This is a genomic window from Formosa sediminum, from assembly GCF_007197735.1.
Lineage (GTDB): Bacteria > Bacteroidota > Bacteroidia > Flavobacteriales > Flavobacteriaceae > Formosa > Formosa sediminum.
This window is the reverse complement of the sequence record NZ_CP041637.1, coordinates 3,422,970-3,442,263: the sequence shown is the minus strand read 5'-3', so window position 1 is coordinate 3,442,263 and position 19,294 is coordinate 3,422,970. Positions and strand designations below refer to the sequence as shown.

16 protein-coding genes are annotated in these 19,294 nt (G+C 30.5%); 8 read left to right on the top strand and 8 right to left on the bottom strand.

Translation table 11 applies throughout. The annotated features are described in order from the left end of the window. Positions 1 to 67 precede the first annotated feature (67 nt). The 3 genes from FNB79_RS15075 to FNB79_RS15065 all read right to left on the bottom strand — a co-directional run bounded on the left by FNB79_RS15075 (position 68) and on the right by FNB79_RS15065 (position 2,409). On the bottom strand, positions 68 to 916 hold the full coding sequence (locus FNB79_RS15075; protein WP_143382146.1) for a COG4315 family predicted lipoprotein: 849 nt from the start codon (positions 914 to 916) through the stop codon (positions 68 to 70). 243 nt (positions 917 to 1,159) lie between these two features. Continuing rightward, on the bottom strand, positions 1,160 to 1,909 hold the full coding sequence (locus tag FNB79_RS15070; RefSeq protein WP_143382145.1) for a hypothetical protein: 750 nt from the start codon (positions 1,907 to 1,909) through the stop codon (positions 1,160 to 1,162). A gap of 17 nt (positions 1,910 to 1,926) precedes the next feature. Further along, positions 1,927 to 2,409, bottom strand: coding sequence for a DUF6515 family protein (locus FNB79_RS15065; RefSeq protein ID WP_143382144.1), 483 nt, complete (start codon positions 2,407 to 2,409; stop codon positions 1,927 to 1,929). A 483-nt stretch (positions 2,410 to 2,892) separates the two neighbouring features. Here FNB79_RS15065 and FNB79_RS15060 point away from each other — a divergent pair, with 483 nt between their 5' ends. The 3 genes from FNB79_RS15060 to FNB79_RS15050 are packed head-to-tail and all read left to right on the top strand — an operon-like array spanning position 2,893 to position 5,119. After that, entirely contained in the window at positions 2,893 to 3,252 is a 360-nt protein-coding gene (locus FNB79_RS15060) for a hypothetical protein (RefSeq protein ID WP_143382143.1), read from the top strand. 54 nt (positions 3,253 to 3,306) lie between these two features. Further along, a complete protein-coding gene (locus tag FNB79_RS15055; RefSeq protein WP_143382142.1) occupies positions 3,307 to 4,371 on the top strand; it encodes a sensor histidine kinase in 1,065 nt (354 codons plus the stop codon). Next, complete coding sequence (locus FNB79_RS15050; protein ID WP_246073285.1) at positions 4,346 to 5,119, top strand: LytR/AlgR family response regulator transcription factor; 774 nt, start codon at positions 4,346 to 4,348, stop codon at positions 5,117 to 5,119. Before FNB79_RS15055 ends, FNB79_RS15050 begins: the two co-directional genes overlap by 26 nt. Before the next feature lie 225 nt (positions 5,120 to 5,344). Here the strand turns inward: FNB79_RS15050 and FNB79_RS15045 are convergent, their stop codons facing one another. Beyond that, positions 5,345 to 6,262 (bottom strand): zinc metalloprotease, encoded by a 918-nt coding sequence (locus FNB79_RS15045; RefSeq protein WP_143382140.1) that lies wholly within the window; start codon positions 6,260 to 6,262, stop codon positions 5,345 to 5,347. Positions 6,263 to 6,540: 278 nt separating this feature from the next. Between FNB79_RS15045 and FNB79_RS15040 the strand changes: the two genes are divergently transcribed. From FNB79_RS15040 to FNB79_RS15025, 4 genes are all read left to right on the top strand, one after another. Continuing rightward, positions 6,541 to 7,458 carry a GLPGLI family protein gene (locus FNB79_RS15040; protein WP_143382139.1) on the top strand — a complete coding sequence of 306 codons (918 nt, stop codon included), beginning with the start codon at positions 6,541 to 6,543 and terminating at the stop codon, positions 7,456 to 7,458. A gap of 26 nt (positions 7,459 to 7,484) precedes the next feature. After that, on the top strand, positions 7,485 to 10,151 hold the full coding sequence (locus FNB79_RS15035; RefSeq protein WP_317129203.1) for a TonB-dependent receptor: 2,667 nt from the start codon (positions 7,485 to 7,487) through the stop codon (positions 10,149 to 10,151). 127 nt (positions 10,152 to 10,278) lie between these two features. Continuing rightward, positions 10,279 to 12,738 (top strand): TonB-dependent receptor, encoded by a 2,460-nt coding sequence (locus FNB79_RS15030; RefSeq protein ID WP_143382137.1) that lies wholly within the window; start codon positions 10,279 to 10,281, stop codon positions 12,736 to 12,738. A 17-nt stretch (positions 12,739 to 12,755) separates the two neighbouring features. Further along, on the top strand, positions 12,756 to 13,598 hold the full coding sequence (locus FNB79_RS15025) for a DUF4249 family protein (protein ID WP_143382136.1): 843 nt from the start codon (positions 12,756 to 12,758) through the stop codon (positions 13,596 to 13,598). 568 nt (positions 13,599 to 14,166) lie between these two features. Here the strand turns inward: FNB79_RS15025 and FNB79_RS15020 are convergent. From FNB79_RS15020 to FNB79_RS15005, 4 genes are read right to left on the bottom strand one after another with little or no spacing between them, the layout of a single operon-like run. Beyond that, on the bottom strand, positions 14,167 to 15,057 hold the full coding sequence (locus FNB79_RS15020; RefSeq protein WP_143382135.1) for a M14 family metallopeptidase: 891 nt from the start codon (positions 15,055 to 15,057) through the stop codon (positions 14,167 to 14,169). A gap of 43 nt (positions 15,058 to 15,100) precedes the next feature. Continuing rightward, a complete protein-coding gene (locus FNB79_RS15015) occupies positions 15,101 to 16,153 on the bottom strand; it encodes an ATP-grasp domain-containing protein (protein ID WP_143382134.1) in 1,053 nt (350 codons plus the stop codon). A 2-nt stretch (positions 16,154 to 16,155) separates the two neighbouring features. Then, on the bottom strand, positions 16,156 to 18,006 hold the full coding sequence (locus tag FNB79_RS15010; protein ID WP_246073284.1) for a flavohemoglobin expression-modulating QEGLA motif protein: 1,851 nt from the start codon (positions 18,004 to 18,006) through the stop codon (positions 16,156 to 16,158). 56 nt (positions 18,007 to 18,062) lie between these two features. Then, the gene (locus FNB79_RS15005) at positions 18,063 to 18,587 is read right to left on the bottom strand and encodes a DUF421 domain-containing protein (RefSeq protein ID WP_143382133.1); all 525 of its coding nucleotides are present in this window, start codon (positions 18,585 to 18,587) and stop codon (positions 18,063 to 18,065) included. Between the two features lie 257 nt (positions 18,588 to 18,844). Between FNB79_RS15005 and FNB79_RS15000 the strand changes: the two genes are divergently transcribed. Then, positions 18,845 to 19,282: a hypothetical protein gene (locus FNB79_RS15000; protein ID WP_143382132.1), complete on the top strand. Its 438-nt coding sequence runs from the start codon at positions 18,845 to 18,847 to the stop codon at positions 19,280 to 19,282. Positions 19,283 to 19,294 lie beyond the last annotated feature (12 nt).

Genomic DNA, 19,294 nt, shown 5'->3' with positions numbered 1-19,294 from the left:
TTTGTAGTTTTTATAAGTAAAGTAGAACCCTAAATTATTTAGAGTTCTACTTAGAATTAATGAGATGTTATTCTGTTATAGATACTGGGGTATCTGTATTTGCGATAGGCCAAGCTCCAGGATATGAGTAACTAATTCCTTTAGTGTCTCCGCGGTTTTCATCTTGTCCAAAATAATATAAGGGCCATCCCTTATAGGTTAATTGGGTTCTTCCATGGACGTCGATAGTATTAAAATCTTCAATATTTAATATACTTGGGATAGCATCTAATGTAAGCTCTGCTATTGGCCAAACATCATTATTAGAAAAATCGGCTTCCGTAAACGTATTGGTGTTGTAAGTATCGTTACTATTAATATATAGCGTTTTACCATTACTATCTACGATATAGCTTGTTTCCTCTTCACCTAATGTATAACTACTTGTGTACATATTCCCATCTTCTCCAATAAGTTGCGCTTTAGCATACATTAAAGTATAATTAGGTTTAGCAATAAACCAAGTGTCATTTTCGCCATTAGTATTTCCAGAGACTGTGTCTGTAGATGAATAATAAAGAGGCCAACCTTTATATGTGTTTTGAAGGCTCCCATCTGTTCTTGTTATAGTGTTAAAATCATCACTATTTAAATCGTCTTCTATGACCAAAGATTCTGTATAAAATAGAGGAGAAGTTTCTAAACATTCTTCTGTACATAAAGAATTGTCTTTGGTGTCTTTGGAAAAGAAATAAAGGGAATTACCTTCTGAATCTGTAATAATATTTCCAAAGGTTTCAGATTCTTTTAATAAAACTGTAGCTTCAGTAGGATCTTCAGTGGTTAAAGTTTCGTCATCGTCACTACAACTTTGAAATAAAGGGATAGCTATTAACAGGGAAGCATACCCAACGTTTTTAATTTTGTTTTTCATCATTTTAAATCATTTTAAATTTAATTTGAAACAAAAATCTATGATTTATACTTTGGATTTTAGAATAAAAATGTGAGGCTGTAAAATTACAGTGTGAACTAGGTTTTAAGGTTGGTGTTTTATAATGGAGATGCGCTATAGATGTGAGTAAATTTTTTAAAGTAGACTCTATTAAAAACAAAAAGTGGAACCCAGAAATAGGGTTCCACCTTAAGAAAATTAATCAAGCTATTAATCAATGCTTTTTTAAATACTAATACTTAAATTACTTATATTTATATAGAAAACGCTACCATCGTCAAAAGTTACTTTTGCCTCGTCTTTATTTAAAAATTCAACGACACCTTCATAAGTATAAGTTAAGTTGTTATAACCATAATCTTGTGTTAATGTAAAAGTAGAAGTTCCAGAAATGATTTCTCCTGTAGCTTTAGAAAGTAAGATATCTGAAACTTCGCTTGAATAACTAAAATTATAATACTCTTCTGAGTATTCTGTTTCCCAACCTCCATTTCTGTTGTATGTACCATTATAAATTTCATTTTCACTTGTTTCTTCTAAACCAGTAGTTATTAAATTTACATTGATATTGTGGGTGGTTGAAACACGTACAGATTCTATTAATTGTTCAGCGCTTAAGGCATAATCTACATACAACTCGGGATCACAATATTTGGTGTAGATTTCGTTGTAATTGTAAACATAGGTTGTTAATTCAGAGGAGTTAAATTCGCCTGTTTCGGTGTCACTATCTTCATATAAAACATCACACTCATTATTCACCTCAATTTCATTGCTAATATTTTCAAAATAGGCAACTAATCCATAAGAATCATAAGCTAAGGAAATCGCTATGGCTTCTTGAGCATCTTCATAGGTATGTACGTATATTATTACATCATCGTCGTCATCTTCACAAGCTGTGAATGATATTGTTAATGCAAATAGTAATAGTAAATATGTAATTCTCGATTTTAAAATTGTTTTTCTTTTCATCATCATGTGGTTTTAAATTATTTTTGATATTCAGTGGTGCTCACTACCTCGTATTTGGTAGTTTCGTCTACAATTATTTTTTTATAGAGTATATCATTGTGTTCATAATAGGTGTTAGTATCTATTATTTTCTTTACAGCTCCTTCGGGTAAGGATGGGACTACAGTTCCTACTTTGGGAGGGACAGGTATAAATTCGTCTTTGGTTTCAGTAGGGATGTAGTATATACCATCTACATAATAATATGGGATGTCGTTATAGTAAACAGTAACCCAGTTTGGAGGAATTGTTCTTACAACTACAGGAGCTCTATAAACTACTGTTTTTGCTGGCGCAACTACTACTGGCTTTCTTACAGGAGGAACAACTGCAACTCGTCGTGGGTGGGTTACAACAACCGTTTTATATGGTTTTCTTACTACCACTGTTTGTGAATTAGCACAACCTGTATAAAATAGTAAGCCAATTATTGATATGGATATAAGAATGTTATTTTTCATTTTTATTTAATTGTTTTTACTGTTTTAATTTTTTAGAAGTAATCATATCTAATTAATTTCTAATACAAATTTCTAAATAAGTTAAGTTCTGTTTTTTATTAAATGTTTGAAGTGGATTAATATATGGTTGAAACAAACTTAATATAGGATAAGGCAGGTGTGTGTTAAGTAAAATTTAAGAGCCTTTATAGATATAGTTTAATACTTAAATACTAAATAAGTTTAAAAAACAGAGAATGATATATTATTGAAGGTTGTTCTAAACTCTTTAAATTAATTTAAAGGATTAACATGATTTTTGTGGTGTTTTATAACGCGATAACTGGTTTATGTTATAATTAAACGTATTAATTAGATAGTTAAAAATTACATTCAGTTGTATTTAATGTTGTTTCACCGTTAGTTTTGTCAGTTTGAGAACTATTATTTTTAAAATGGAAAAAGGCATACATATTTTTGAAAATAATTTAAAAAATATATACCATGAAAAAAGTAATAGTGTTTACAATGATTTGTCTAGTAAGTGTTCTAGGGTTTAGTCAAGAAGTAAGTTCTTCTGAGAATTTTAAGGAAGTTATAGAAAAACAAATTGAAGCCTTAAAATTATCTGAGTCTCAAGAGGTAGAATTTAAAACTCTAAATGAACAATATAGAGTAATGTTTGAAGACATTCAAAATAGTGAAGCTTCTAAAATGTCTAAATTTAAATCGTTAAAAAAGATGAGAGACGAAAAAAATAAAGAAATGGAGGCACTTTTAGACGAAGAACAATATAAAATGTACAAAGAATTTCAAAAAGAAAATCAAAAGAAATTAAAATCTAGATATAAAAGTAATAATTAATACCTTGTATAATACAATTATCTCTATGAAGGAATTTTTAATAATTATGCAGTAATGATAATTAGTAAACGAGAAAAGTATTTATTGATTTATGTGTCTGTTTTTATAGCCATAACTTTAAATGCACACAGAGTTTTAAGTTATTTTAGTTCTAATACAGAAACGGTTATTGGAGTTCCTTGGAGGTTTCATTTACCAGAACTTCTATTTCAAATTGTTTATCAATTTATTTTTTGTTTTTATTTTGGTTATTTAAATTTTAGGTATAGTTATTTTATATCGAGCCAAAAATCATTTAATTTATTTAAAATAATAACGCTTAATTTAATTGTTTTAATAATAGTTGTTTTATTTGGAGCTACACTACAAGATTTCTTTTTTAAAAATGTAGAGAATAGAGCATTGCATATTGGGGGTTATATTGTAAGGCTAACTTTAGGAGTAGCTTTAATGACAGCTCTAATAAAAGTCTTACTATTAGATAGAAAACAGAGGGTTAAAGATTTAGAGAACGAAAAACTAAAAACGGCTTACTTTAACGCAAAATTAAATAATTTAAGAGATCAAATTAATCCACATTTTTTATTTAATTCATTTACAAATTTAAGTTCTTTAATTCGTGAGGCTCCAGATAAGGCTCAAATTTATGTAAATCACTTATCAAAAGTATTTCGATCTTCTTTAGCAATTGATAATGATCAAATAGTATCATTAGAAACAGAATTAGAATTATTATACTCTTATATAGAATTATATAAGTTAAGATTAGAGGGGGCTTTAGATGTACATATTGATTTAGTAATAAATTCAAATAAAAAGCTATTACATATGTCTTTACAACCTTTGTTAGAAAACGCTATAAAACATAACCTAGTTAATATAGAAAACCCTTTGTGTATAGAAGTCATTGAAAAAGAGGAAATACTTATATTTAGTAATACAATTAATGCACCTCTTTTTAAAGAAGCATCAAATGGAATAGGTTTATTAAATTTAAGTGAGCGTTATAAAATGTTAATAGGAAAAGATATTGAAATACAAAAAACAGAAAATCATTTTGTAGTAAAATTACCATTAATAAAAAACAATAAAAGTGAATTTAGTTATAATAGAAGATGAACCCGCTATTGTTAGAAATTTAGAATTTTCAATTAACGAAATAGACTCTAGTATAAAAATAGTAAAAACACTATCGAGTATAAAGGAAGCAGTCAAATGGTTATCTACAGATGTAAATCAATATGATTTACTTTTTATGGATATTAGGCTCTCCGATGGATTATCCTTTGAGATTTTTGAAACCATAACAATATTAACACCAGTTATCTTTATCACTGCTTATAATGATTATGCATTAGAAGCTTTTAAATTTAATGGTATTGATTATATTTTAAAACCTTTTGATAATATCCAGATAAAGAAAGCTTTAGATAAGTATGAAAATTTATCTCATTCTACTAGAGAATTATCATCTAGCAAAATGGTAGAATTGATGAATTACTTTAAAAAGTATGGATTTCATCAAGAATATAAGAAGTCTTATTTAGTGCATTATCAAAACAAATTGATACCGTTAGATATAGATAAAATTCATTGGTTTTACACTTCTCAAGAAATTACATACGCGTACACTGAAAATGGAACGAAGTATACAATAGATGCTTCTTTAGAAAAAATACAGGCAGAAATAAATCCAAACCAATTTTATAGAGCTAACCGACAATATATAGTACAGCGAAAAGCTATAAAAGATATCGATTTTTATTTTAATGGAAGGTTGGTGTTGAATGTATTACCAAAACCGCAGGATAAAATTATTGTGAGCAAGGCTAAAGCTACCGAGTGTAAAAAATGGATGGATATTTAATAATGTAGAATGGCAGTATCTCATAAACTGTGTAAAGATTAAATATCGAGGGTTGCAACCCTCGATATTTTTTTGTTTAATTTTAAAATTTACACACTTATGAAGAAAGAATATTTCCTAAATGATGATTTTTTTAAACACTTCAAAACAGTAGAGGAACTAGCCGCTTTTCTATAAACCATCATTTTAAAGCTATTCACTTTTTGGGACGGTGGCTTTATTAATTTATTGTACTAATTCTTTTCTTCTTGGGCTGTTTTTTAATACTGTTATCATGCGCTCCTTTTGGTTATTCGTGAAAATATTCATGCAATTGTCGTTGGTATAATCCATATAATTTTGTGGCATTTCTGGTTCTTCACAGCTAATTTTAATACTCTCACAATCATAATTTGGGCCTGAAGCATTAGGTGTGTCTAAACAAAAATCATCATAAAGACAATTACCATCTCCCCAAATATGCCGTAAACCTAACCAATGGCCAACTTCATGTGTTGTTGTTCTACCTAAATCATAGGGAGGTATTAAACTAGGGAAGTTTCCTTTTTCACTACTACCAAAATATTTGTAACCAATAACAATGCCGTCTGTTTCAGCACTCCCTTCATCTTCATAAAGACCTGCTAAACCAGATTGGCTAGGGAACTGTGCATAGCCTAATAAATTCCTGCCGCTAAATCCTCCAAAGTTTACTGTCCAAATATTAAAATAAGATTCAGGATTCCAAATAGTGCTAGGTTTAATATAGGTGTCAATAGGATTAAGTATATTTCCTTTAGGCCACTCGCTTCTTCCTCCATTTACCCGGTCTACACCTGGTTCTGTTAGTAATGTTCCATCTGGTGCATATTCTGCAAGATAGAATTCTATTTCTGTATCGGCTCCATTAGTATTATTATTGTAGCCGTTGGTGTTTGATTTTCTTCTAAAGTCTTCGTTTAAAACTTCAATCTGAGATTCTATTTGTTCTAAACTAATGTTAGCACCCTCTCCAATAGCTTCGCCAAAGTGAATAACGTGAACTACAACAGGTATGCGGTATATTGTAGGATTATTATTTGAAGTATTGGAATCTTCATTGTCTTCCGAACTACAAGAAGAGGTTAATATTAATAGCATAAAAACTAAGAAGACATTTTTCATTAAAAGAAAATTTATGTTTCGGTAAAAATATTTTATGGTAGCTATTTATCTTGAGAAAGAATGGTCAATGTGTAAATTTTCTTGTTGAAGCTTATATATGTTATGGTAAAATTATGGTTTTGATTGGTTCAGGATAGGTTTTTAAGTTTTAATAAAACAGGTTTTATGTTGCTATTATAGTTAATTCAAATATAAATTTTACAGTTTAACCTAATTTCTTGAATTGCAGTATATGCTTCTAAATTACTTTTATACCATAAATCAGAAAAATAATAGTAATGAAAAATGTAATACTACGATGGTCTTTTTGCCTATTAATTTTAAGTGTTAGTTATATAATCTTTGGGTTTCGTTTTGCAAACAAAACAAATGATCTTCAAAATTTTCAAGGTAAAGCCATCTATCAAAGTAAGGCAACAATGCAAAATAATTTAGAAGGGATTGATTTGTCTGAAGAACAGAAAAAAATGATTTCTGAACGAATGAATTCTTTATTAGAAAAAACATATACGTTAACGTTTAACAAAAATATATCAACATATAAAGAGGAAGAAAAACTTAGTTCACCACAAAATCAAGGCGGAATGTTTTTACGGGCTTTAGGCATTGGTAGTGGCATTTACTTTAAAAATATTAAAGAAAAAACATATAAAAATGAAACAGAGTTTTTTGGTAAATCATTTTTAATTGAAGATGATTTACAACAACTAGAATGGAAATTAACCGCGGAATCAAAAAAAATAGGCAATTATGTGTGTTATAAAGCAACAGCTGTAAAACAAGTAGACTCAACAGACTTCACTAATTTTAAAAGTACCAATAGACCAATAGGCGACAATATAAAAAAGAAGGATAGCTTAGGAAATACGTCTTTATTATCTCGAATTGAAATACCAAAGACAGTAGAGGTCACTGCTTGGTATACTCCAGAAATACCAGTTAGCAATGGTCCTGACGAATATTGGGGGTTACCAGGGTTAATTTTAGAAGTTAGTTCTGGTAATACAACCATATTATGTTCAAAAATTATTCTGAATGTAGAACATAAAGAAACAATTAATATCCCATCCAAAGGCAAAAGCGTATCCCAAGCAAAATATAATGAGATTGTAAAAAAGAAACTTAAAGAAGTCAGGGAGAAGTTTATGAGCTCAGATAGAGGAAGTAATAGTTTTTTTGGTGGATTTAGAGGGTAATGCTGAAGTTGGTTTTAAATAGGTATTTGTATCTAACTATATGTCTATTAGGTGTAATAGCTGTAAATGCACAAGAAATTACCCTCAGAGGTGTTGTAAATGATACTTTAGGACAGCCATTAGAGTTGGCAAATGTTATTGCAATTCAATCTGTTACCAAAGCAATGGAAGGCTTTTCAATTACTAATACTAAAGGACAATACAAAATTGTATTACGCGCAAATACGCCTTACATATTAAAAGTAAGCTACCTAGGGCTTAAAACCCTAGAAGAAGAGGTTGTTACTTCTAATACCGATATTACAAAACATATAGTTTTAGAAGCACATTCTGAAAATTTAGATACAGTAGAATTGGTTTATGAAATGCCAGTTACCTTTAAAGGTGATACCATAGTGTATAATACCGATGCTTTTGTTTCTGGAACCGAAAAAAAACTGGGAGATGTACTCAAAAAATTGCCAGGATTAGAGGTTAATGATGAAGGTGAAATTGAGGCCGAAGGAAAAAAAGTGGCAAAAGTGATGGTAGAAGGAAAAGATTTTTTTGATGGCGACTCTAAATTAGCGGTTAAAAATATTCCCGCAGATGCTATTGATAAAATAGAAGTATTGCGAAATTATAATGAGGTTTCACAGCTTAGTCAAGTAACAAACAACCAAGATAATGTAGCATTAAATATTTTATTAAAAGAAGGGAAAAAGAATTTTTGGTTTGGAGAAGTAAGTGCAGGTATAGGTTTAGAAGAACGTTATTTAGTACATCCAAAATTATTTTATTACAATCCAAAATTCAGTATTAATATTTTAACAGATTTAAACAATGTTGGAGAAATTCCATTTACAATAAAAGACTACCTAAACTTTACTGGCGGATTAAAAAGCTTAACCGAAAAAGGAGGTACCTTTTTTAATCCCAGTTCTAATAATCTTGGAATTACGTTGTTACAAAATAATAAAGCAAAAGCCATTGACACCAAATTTGGAGCAGTAAATTTTAGTTATTCTCCTACAAATCATTGGGAGATTAGCGGGTTTTCAATCTACTCCTACGCTAATACACAGCTTGAAACAGAAAGTGATAAAAGTTATACTGCTACTAGTTTTCAAGAAAACACAAATTCGCAAACAGAACAAAACACATCCTTAGGGTTAATAAAATTAAGTCATAATTTTAAACCAAATAAAAACTTTCAGTTAGATGTAGATACTTTTTTAAAACTATCTAATCAAGAAGAAAATAATGTTTTAGAAACGCGGTCTAATGTAACAGACACTATAACAGAATTAAAGACACAAAAACCAATATCATTAAAGAATAATTTAAATGCGTATTACACGCACAACAGTAAAAATATTTTTGCACTAGAACTACAGCATCTTTATGAAAATGAAGATCCTTTTTATAAGGCCATTAGAAACATACAGCCTTTTCCAGGCGTTATACCTAGTAATACAGAACAATCTAACTATAATATTAATCAAGACCGCATTGTCACCACTAATAAAATAGATAGCAGGTTAGATTATTATTTTATTACAGGGCCAAAAAGCAATGTTAATTTTACGCTAGGCACCACGTTTAGTCATCAATCGTTTAATTCTGAAATTTTTCAAATATTAGACAATCAAACAGAATTAAACTTTGATACCCCTCAATTAAATATTGACGTTACGTATAATTTTTCGGATACTTTTGTTGGATTTCACTACAAGTTTTTAACGGGAAAATTCACGTTTACTCCTGGCATTACATTACATCAATACACTACAGAAAACACACAACTAGGCACAACCATTTCTAATCAATTAGTTAATTGGTCTCCAGATGTATTTGTTAACCTACAATTAAAACAATCGGAAAGTATTAGAATGAACTATTCTATTTCACGCGAATTTACCGATATAAATAAATTAGCAAGTGGGTATGTTTTAACAGATTATAATTCTATTTATCAAGGTGATAGATATTTGGAAAGTGCTTTATATCATAATGTATCGGTAAACTATTTTAGTTTTAATATGTTTAATTTTCAAAATATTTTTGCCAATGTAACCTATAATAAACGCATAGATGCTTTTAAAGGAAATAATACTATAGTTGGAATTAATCAAATAAATTCGACTACCAATTCTAACTTTGAAGATGACATATATTCTGGTTCTGTAAATTTTCAAAGAACTTTTAGGCGAATTAAAGCAAGTTTTAGTGCTAGGGTATCTTATTCTAAATTAAATAATATAGTTAATGATACACCTCTTTTATCTAAAAGTATAGCGCAAAATTATAAGACATCCGTAGCTACAAGTTTTAAAAAAGCACCAAATGTAGAGCTTGGCTATCATTACATTGTGAACAATTATGATAATGGTGGGCAGATATCTACTTTTTATACTAATACCCCTTTTCTAAAATTAGAGGCTGTTTTTTGGAATAGATTTTTATTTACTGCAGATTTTGAATACTACAAATATAATGACAAGGCAAAAACCATTGTTAATGAATATAATTTTTTAGACGCAAGTTTAGTATATCAAAAACCAAATAGTAAATGGGAGTACAGCGCAGAGGTAACCAATCTTTTAAATGCTAAGTATATCAATCAAGATAGTTTTAACGAATTATTTTTTACCACCTCTTCTTATTCCGTACAACCACGTTACGTATTTTTTAAAATCAAATACAATTTGTAATATTAGAATGTTAATTCAGCTTGTAAAAAATAGCATTCACCTTATATTTTTTCAACTTCACTAATATAATTCAACTTCAATTTTCTTTTTATAAGATTTTTACCAAATAAAACTTATAAAACAGACTATGAAAAACAAATTATTGATTTTTATTCTTTTACTAACATTGAGTAGTGTAAAGGCTAATACAGAAGGTACGTCTCGTTCTGGAGAAATCTTTTCTGTTATTGCTAGTAGCATTAAAGATAACCAAGCCCAAACGATAACTATCAGCGGTATTGTAAAAGATAGTGAAAGTGGTGAGACTTTACCCTTTGCAAACGTTTTGATTAAAGACACTAATATTGGAACCACTACTAATGCAGATGGTTACTTTACATTATTTAATGTGCCTTCACAGACCTCTATTATACAAGTACAATATTTAGGTTATGAAACTGAAACTTTGGTATTGTCTCCAGAAATTGTTACTACTACAATTATGGTGTTAATGCGTCCAGCAAACGATCAGTTAGACGAGGTAACCATAACCGGTAGCACTAAACAACAAATTGTAAAACTTAACGAAAATATTAGCCAGATATCTTTATCTCCAAAGGAACTTGCTTCAATACCTAATTTGGGTGAAAAGGATATTTTTAGAGCCTTGCAATTGCTTCCAGGTGTAAGTGGTACAAATGAATCTTCTGCAGGTCTATATGTGCGAGGTGGTACTCCAGATCAAAATTTAGTTTTATTAGATGGTTTTACAGTATATCACGTAGATCATTTTTATGGTTTTTTTAGTGCTTTTAATAGTGATGCAATTAAAGATATTCAATTATATAAAGGTGGGTTTCCTGCGGAGTTTGGGGGTAGGTTATCTAGTATTATGGATTTAACAGGTAAAGTAGGGAATAGTAATAAGCTAAGTTTTTCTGGAGGTGTAAGTTTATTGAGCGCAAATGCTACCGTAGAAATACCTATTGGGAAAAAAGCTAATTTACTTATTGCAGGTAGGCGGTCTTATACAGACATTATTCAAAGTGGTTTATATAATGATATTTTTGATTTATATAATGATTCAAATGTAAGTGCTTCCGGTATTAGCGGTAATGGTTTTCAAGTAAATGAAACAGAGCCATCCTTTTATTTTTACGATTTAAACGCAAAATTTAGCTACAAGCCAACTGAGAAGGATATTATTTCTGTTTCATTATATAATGGTGAGGATAATTTAGATAACTCTAGAGATAATGAAAATACCTTTGGCTCTAGAAATGATGAAGAAAGGACTATAAATACTGATATAGATGATCTATTAAATTGGGGTAATTTAGGAGCGAGTTTGCGATGGGCTAGACAATGGAATAACAAATTTTATTCTAATGTAGTTGGTGCTTATTCTAATTATTTTAGTGAAAGAAATAGACTTAATACATCTACGGTACAATCTGCAGATTCTACAAATACTTCAAAAGTAGGTTCTTTAGAGGATAATACACTTACCGATTATACTTTAAGAATTCACAATGAATATAAACTTAACGCTAAGCATAGTATAGAATTTGGTGGGCAATTAACCCAAAATGATGTTGATTATAAGTATACCTTAAATGATTCTACAACGGTTATAGAACAATATGATAAAGGTCTTTTAAGTACACTATATATACAAGATAATTGGCAACCTATAAAGGCCTTAAAGGTACTAGGAGGAGTGCGTGTTTCACATTTTGATATTACCGACGAAATCTATTATGAACCGCGACTCTCTGCTTCCTACCAACTTAATGAGCAAATAAAACTGAAAGGTGCTTGGGGAGAATATTACCAGTTTGTAAATAGAATTGTAAGAGAAGATGTTACGCAAGGTAGTCGCGACTTTTGGTTGCTTGCCGATGACGAGACCAATCCTGTAAGTTCAGCAGAGCACCTCATTTTTGGAGTAAGTTATGAATTAGATAATTGGTTATTTGATGTAGAATATTTTGAAAAAGATATGACTGGACTTTCCGAATTTTCACTTCGTTTTCAATCTGCAATTGGTACTGATGCAGAGAATCAGTTGTTTTTTGAGGGAACAGGCGTATCTAGAGGAGTAGAGTTTTTAATTCAAAAGAAAGTAGGTAAATACACCGGTTGGTTAGGGTATACGTTAAGTGAAGTTGTACATACCTTTCCAGATATCAGTGATTATTCATTTTATGCGCTTCACGATCAGCGTAATGAATTTAAGTTGGTAAATGCGCTTAAAGCTGGTCGATGGGATTTGGGAGCTACTTGGGTGTATGGAAGCGGTAAACCCTATACGGCACCAAATGGCACTTATACCATTACACTGTTAGATGGTACAGAAACCCAATATGTAAGTGTAGGTGATAAAAATGGTTTAAGACTACCAGCTTATCATAGGTTAGATGTAAGTGCAACTTACAATTTTAAATTGGGCTCAGGAAAAGGGAGTATGGGATTATCCTTATTTAATTTATATAACAGAAAAAATATATGGTATAAGGAATTTGAAGTAGTTGATGACGAAATTATAGAAACCAATGTCAATTACATTGGATTTACACCTAGTGTGTTTTTTAACGTATCCTTTTAATCTAAAAATAAAATAAGATGAATGTTTATAATAAATTAAGTGTTTTTTTGATGCTAATCTCTTTACTTTCTTGTGAAGATGTGCCCGATTTTAACCAAGAAGAAAGTAAACCAGTAGTAGAAGCTTATATCTATGAAGGAGAACCCGTAAATCAAGTGTATATAAAAAAAACTATACCCTATGTTAGTGGTGAATATGAAGAGGAAGGTGTAGAATATATAAATGATGCTAATGTTATTTTAACACATAATGAGCAAGACTATATGCTTTTACCTATGGAAGAAGACGGTCGGTACTTTTATGATGGGACAGATTTAGAAATACAAACTGAGGAAGAATATGAGCTTTCGTTCACTTATGAAGGGGAATTAATTTCTTCAACAACTATGATTCCAGATCTTCCAGAAAATGTAGCAATATCTAATGATGAAATATATATTCCTCAAATTAATTCCATTCAAGAATTAGCAAATTTTCAAAATTACTTTGAAGATACAGTAGATATATCCTGGAACAATCCAGATAATAGTTACTATTATATAGTTATTGAAAATTTAGAAGATAATCCAGAACCTATTAATACAACAGAGTTTATTGAGGATTTTGAAGCGAATTTTGAATTTACAACAGCACCTACTCAACTAGATTTTTTAATTCTTACCCCTTTAGTGCATTTCACACAATTTGGTATGCATAAGGTAACTATTTATAGTGTCAATGAAGAATATATTAGGTTATACGAATCGATGCAACAAGATTCTCGAGATTTAGCAGAGCCTTTTACGAATATAAATAATGGATTAGGAATCTTTACCGGTTTTTCTAGTGATGTTGTGTATTTTAATGTAATTCAAGAATAATATAAATTTAAAGTCATTGTATAATAATACTTACTAAGATTGATTTGGAGTTAAATTAACAAATAAAATTTTAACGTTTGACGTAAAGTACAAAGTAAATTAACGGAATAATATTACTGTATTAAACGTAAATTAGTAAAAAAGAAAAAAATAATTATTAATATACTTATCTGTTTTTTGTGATTACGTTTAATACTTATAAAGATTCAATTGAAACATTAAGTTTGCCTTGAACGTTTATAAACTAGCTATTAAGTTTAATTAAATAGTCAGTTAATTCTAATTCAATTTCTAATGGCGATATATGCAATAAATCAGGACGTAATCTTCCTTTATTGTAACAAGTAATCTCTTATTTAAAAGAAGTGTTTATTACTTTTAAATTTACCATGAGATTTTAAGGGATTATTTCAAGATAATTATATCTCAAAGTGATCATAGAATATTTCAATTTTGTACTTATATATGATGAATTAATAATTGTTAAAACTAAATAAATTAATACTTTTAAAATCAGAATGTATTCAAAAAATAATTCAATTTTAATTTTAGCGCTTAATCTATTTTATTAAATATTCTCAATTACAAAAAAGCCATCATTGCCTTTGGCTTGGTATAAGGGCATAAAAATAAATGCGTCCCAAATGCTATATACTTCAAAATCATTTAAGGTGGCTAAATGTTGACCTTTATAAATGGGTTGAAAGTTCTCAAAATCTGGCTGCATTTTAAAACTATCTTCAGATTTTAATCCGTAGCGATGAATGATTTTAAAAGTGCGTTGGGTATCTATACAGGTCACGGTATTTTCTATTGAAGCAGGTATAGTATTAAACTCTTTTACATTTAAATGACATGCGTTTTCTAATAGTAACCAAATCATGCCTTCGTGGTAAATTTTACTTTGGTCGCTGTCGTGCTGTCCAGCCTCTAAGGTAAAACCTGTAATGTGCTTCTTACTAAAATAACCATCAATAGTTCCTTCAACAATATCCGAAAATCCTTTTATAATATGAAGTGGAAAATGTTGTGCCCATTTTAAGTTATCTCCTACATCTTGTACGGACAAATACGGCAAACTGTCTGATGAAGTTGTATGGCAATCCATAAAATAATACTTGGTAAAATCTTTATTACAGAGAGATTCTAAAAGGTCTATAAGCTGAAACATCTCTCGTTTTTCACTGGTATCAGTACTGTTATTGTTTATGTTGTCTTCGGTCCAAGTACGATTTAAATCTTCGTCTATAAATCTAACACCTTGTTGTAAGGCAGCGGTGTTGGCCAAAATCCCGACGAATGTTCCCTTAATCATTGGTTTTTCTGTATGTAATGTTTTAAAAACAGCTTCTAGAGCTTGAACTCCGCTAGGTTCATTGCCGTGCACTCCGGCCGTTACAAATACTAACGGCCCTTTGTTATGACTTGTATATTGTCCTATAATTCTATTAGTTTCCATAGTTTCTTATTATTACAATTAGTTATGTGTGTCTGTAGACCTATTACACCATAGTGGCTAGAACTTTATTTGAAATATTATTTTTGTACAGTTTTTTATATTCAACTTTACGCTCAATGGCTTCAATAATTGTGGTTGTAAATCCAGGTAATCCAATAGCCTCACAATGCTCAATACCTCCAGGACTTAGTACATTAATTTCTATAAGTTTATCATCAACAATATCTAAGCCCACAAAAAACAACCCATCTTTAATAAGTTTAGGAGCGGTAACTTCTACGATATGCTGCATTTTCTTAGTATATTTTGCTTTTTTGGCTGTTGCACCTAAAGACAAATTACTTCTAAATTCATTTTTATCTTTGTTAAGACGACGGATTACAGCTTTTTCTCCATCTTCTTCTAATACCTTACCATTCATAAGAATAACACGAACATCACCTTTGGAGACTTCAGGTAGAAATTCTTGAGCAATAACATAACCTTGACTAATAAGGGTTTCAAAAATCTGATTGATATTTTTTTTGTCTTCTCCAATGAGATATACATTCTGTCCGCCAGAGCCTTCTAAAGGTTTTAATACCATTTGTTTGCCTACAGATTCCCAGAATTGAAGCAAATCGTTTAGGTCTCTTGTAATTAAACTATTGGGTTTAATTTCTGTAGGTAATTCTTCAAAATACAGTTTATCAATATAAGCATGAGACATGGCAAAAGCATCGTTTAGTACTAAGACTCCTTCTTGCTGAATCATACGAGCAAAGGCAATAGCACTATGTTCTGCCCATTTTCTGTCATCTGTTTCTTCGGTTGGATTGTTTCTTAAAAATAATACATCGAGTTCTTGAGTATTAATTATAGTTTTTTGGCTGGCATCTTCTTGGACTTGAGACCAAAACTCTTCTTTATTTTTATACTCTAAGTTTTTTTTAACTCGTGTGCATCTTAAGCTCATTGGAGCATCTTGTTTAAATATAAAATCTCCTACGCCCATAATGTATAAGGCATGTCCTCTCTCGTAGGCTTTTTTCATAATAACAACCGAAGTCCCAATGGCTTCGGTTTCTATATCACTAATAACAAAACAAATTTTCATAATTATATCATTTTAGAGATGGGCAAGCCCTTCTTGAGGTTATTTATTTTAAGGTTGAAATCGTCATTGTTTAAATATCTAGGGGTAATTTTTGGTGGTAAAATAAGACCGCGGTCACGTAGGTCTTGAATTAAATTAATATGATGCAATGCAAATTTTCCACCTAAAAGTGGTACTAATTCGCCGCCTTCTATAAGAAAGTTGCGGAGGCGTACCAAGCCTTCCAAATAAATGATGTCTTTTAAAAAACCGCCTCCTTGAAACATTCTAGAGGTAATATTAAAGGCTCGTTCTTTAGTGAAATCATATTTAGAATACAATTCGAAAAACATTTCATGAAAATTGGCTCCTTGTATTAAGGCTGCTCCAGCAACAACTCGCCCGGCTAAAATACGTAACCGATTTCCTGACAATCCGCCTGATAAATACTCACTTAATACCGCGATTCCTTCTTGGAGGGCATCGTAATTAGCTAGTCCAGAAGCCATTTGTGTTAAAGGCTGTTGCGTCCCGTTATAGTAGGTGAGGGCATGGGTTCCAATTTCATGTTGTATTAATGCTTTTGCATCATTTTCACTCATGGTATAATCTGAAGGTAAATACAATTCACCTTTAGAAACCATCATGATATTAACATCGTCACGGATATGAATTTTAGATGTAAACTGAGTGTCTTGATGTTTAAAGTATTCAAATTCTTGTTCTGCTAATCGTCCAAATTCTGAAGTGTCGATGCAATTGCTTTGTTGTTCGTCATGATTTTCAGTAATACTTTTAAGAATCAATTCGGCTTCTTCTATTAACTCTTTATCTAATCCATTATATAAGCGAATACTGCTGTAAAAAAAGTTTTTTGAGCCACGTTCTTTAAGCATGGTTAACTCTTGGTCTATCTCAGCGCGTTTTTCATGAAATAAATATGAAATGGCAGGGTCGTCTATTTCATCGATTCTTAAATCGTATAGTTTTCGCTTTAAAATATCGGGGTCTACAGGAAGTAACCGATAGTGATAACGGTCTAAGGTTTTAAAATGCGAATCGAAAAATTGCTGACGTAGTGCTTGAATATTTACGGGAGCCACTAAAAGTAAAAATTGGTAACTGTTTTCTATTTCGGTAAGTTGTTTATCTATCTTAAAAATTTCTTCGTGAATAGAGCGTTTACCTAAAGCATGGTAATTAGTAAGACTAGAAGAGGTTTGTACTCTAACAAATTCAAACACGGCACGTTGCAGAGCTTCAATAAACTGCTCTTGAAAATCTCTAAAATATAATGGATATATTTGGCCTTGGGTATCGCGATATACTGGAGGTACTTCCAACCCTATATGCGTTGCCCCACGTTGTTTAATATGAGAAATTTCTAACAAAGGCTTTTCGCTAACAATTTGCCTAACTTTTGTTTGCTCTACGCTTACATTTAAATTTACATTATACTGTCTGGATTTAATTTTAAGCAGTTCGTCTTTTAAAACCTGTAAAGACACAGGTAATTTATGTGATGGTCCTCTAACTTTAAAAGTATGACTCCCTATGGGGCCTGAAAAAATTTCTAGTAATATAAAAGAACCAAATTCATCTGACATTAAGTTAGTAAGGTCTTCCACAAAGGTTTTGTAATATTGAAATGCTTCTGTACCAACAATAAGATAAGATGCTCCTGCACGAATTAATCTGTGAGTACCCGCATCATGTTCTTTTTTCCGGTATATTAATAATGATGGCACATCGTGTTCTAGAAAAAGAAATCCGCCATGAGGTAATCTGGTTACTGTTCGCTCACCACATTCTAACTTTGGAATCAATTCTTTAACGGTTGGCATTTGATTTTGCGATACCTCTGTATTAGCCATAATATTATATACTTATAGGGATTATAAAATTTCTGATTTTTAAGGATTGTTTTTTATTAAGTTTTTTCGACACCTTCTAATAAGAGGTCAGACATTTCAGAATCATCGGAGTTATAAATTACAGAAACATCACCAGTGGCTTCTAAAACAACAGCTTTTATGTTATTAATATCTATAACGTTTGCCGTTCGGATTCTAGCCATTAAGTCGGGTTTGCTTATGTTTGCTTTATCAAGGTTGTGGTATAGTATCTTTCCATCAAACATTAGTAGTTTAGGTTTGTTTGTTAACAGTTTTCGTAAAAAACTTGATTTACGCATTAATAGAGACACAATAAATTGTACAAATACAATAAGAAATAAACACAATGCACCTTTTAAAATGGAATGCTGATTATTTAATACAACGGCAGCAATAACAGAACCAACAGCAATGGTAGATGCAAAATCTATACTCGTCATTTTAGCAAAGGTCATTAAGCCAAAAATTCGAGTAATAATTAAAATCATAATAAAGATGATAAATAGTGTAATACACGCTTTAAGGATCTGATTAAAATCTTCTGCTATCCAATCTGCCATAAATTGAAATTTAGAGTTTGTTACTATCTTATTTATTTTTCACAATTACCTTTAAATAATTTCCTCTAAATTACAGTCTCCCGATTCAATCTTTTAGCCTAATTCAAAGATTTGTTAACTCTAAAGAAAAGATTAAATTTAATTTTCTGATATTTTGTTAAGTGTTTGATTGCGTTAATTTTAAAAGCGATTACAATCAGTGTTTTTTATAATTTTAGTTTATATTTTTCGATAATTTATAACATTTGTTTAGCCTTATGACCATTCTAAAATTTTTATTTATAAATACAATAGCGGTGTTACTAATGACGCTATTTTCTTATATTATTTCGCTATTTTATAAAGCTAATTTTAGCGAACCTTATCTTTTAAAATACTTAGTAAACCATTCAAAGTTTATAAACAAATCTAACTTTGGATTATGGATAGGATGGTGTTTACATTTTACAATTGGTTTGGTGTTTTTATGCGGATATTTTCTTTTAAAAAATAGTATTCCTGTTGATTCTGAGTTAGTATATGCTTTAGGGTTTGGTTGCATTGCGGGTGTTTGTGGTGTTTTGGGGTGGGAGCTCATGTTTTCTATTCATCAGAATCCGCCTAAACTACCTAAGCTTTTGTATTATATACAATTAATTGGAGCCCATATTGTATTTAGCTTAACAGCGGCTGCAATGTGGTTGGTTTTAAAGTGAGATTTTCCAACC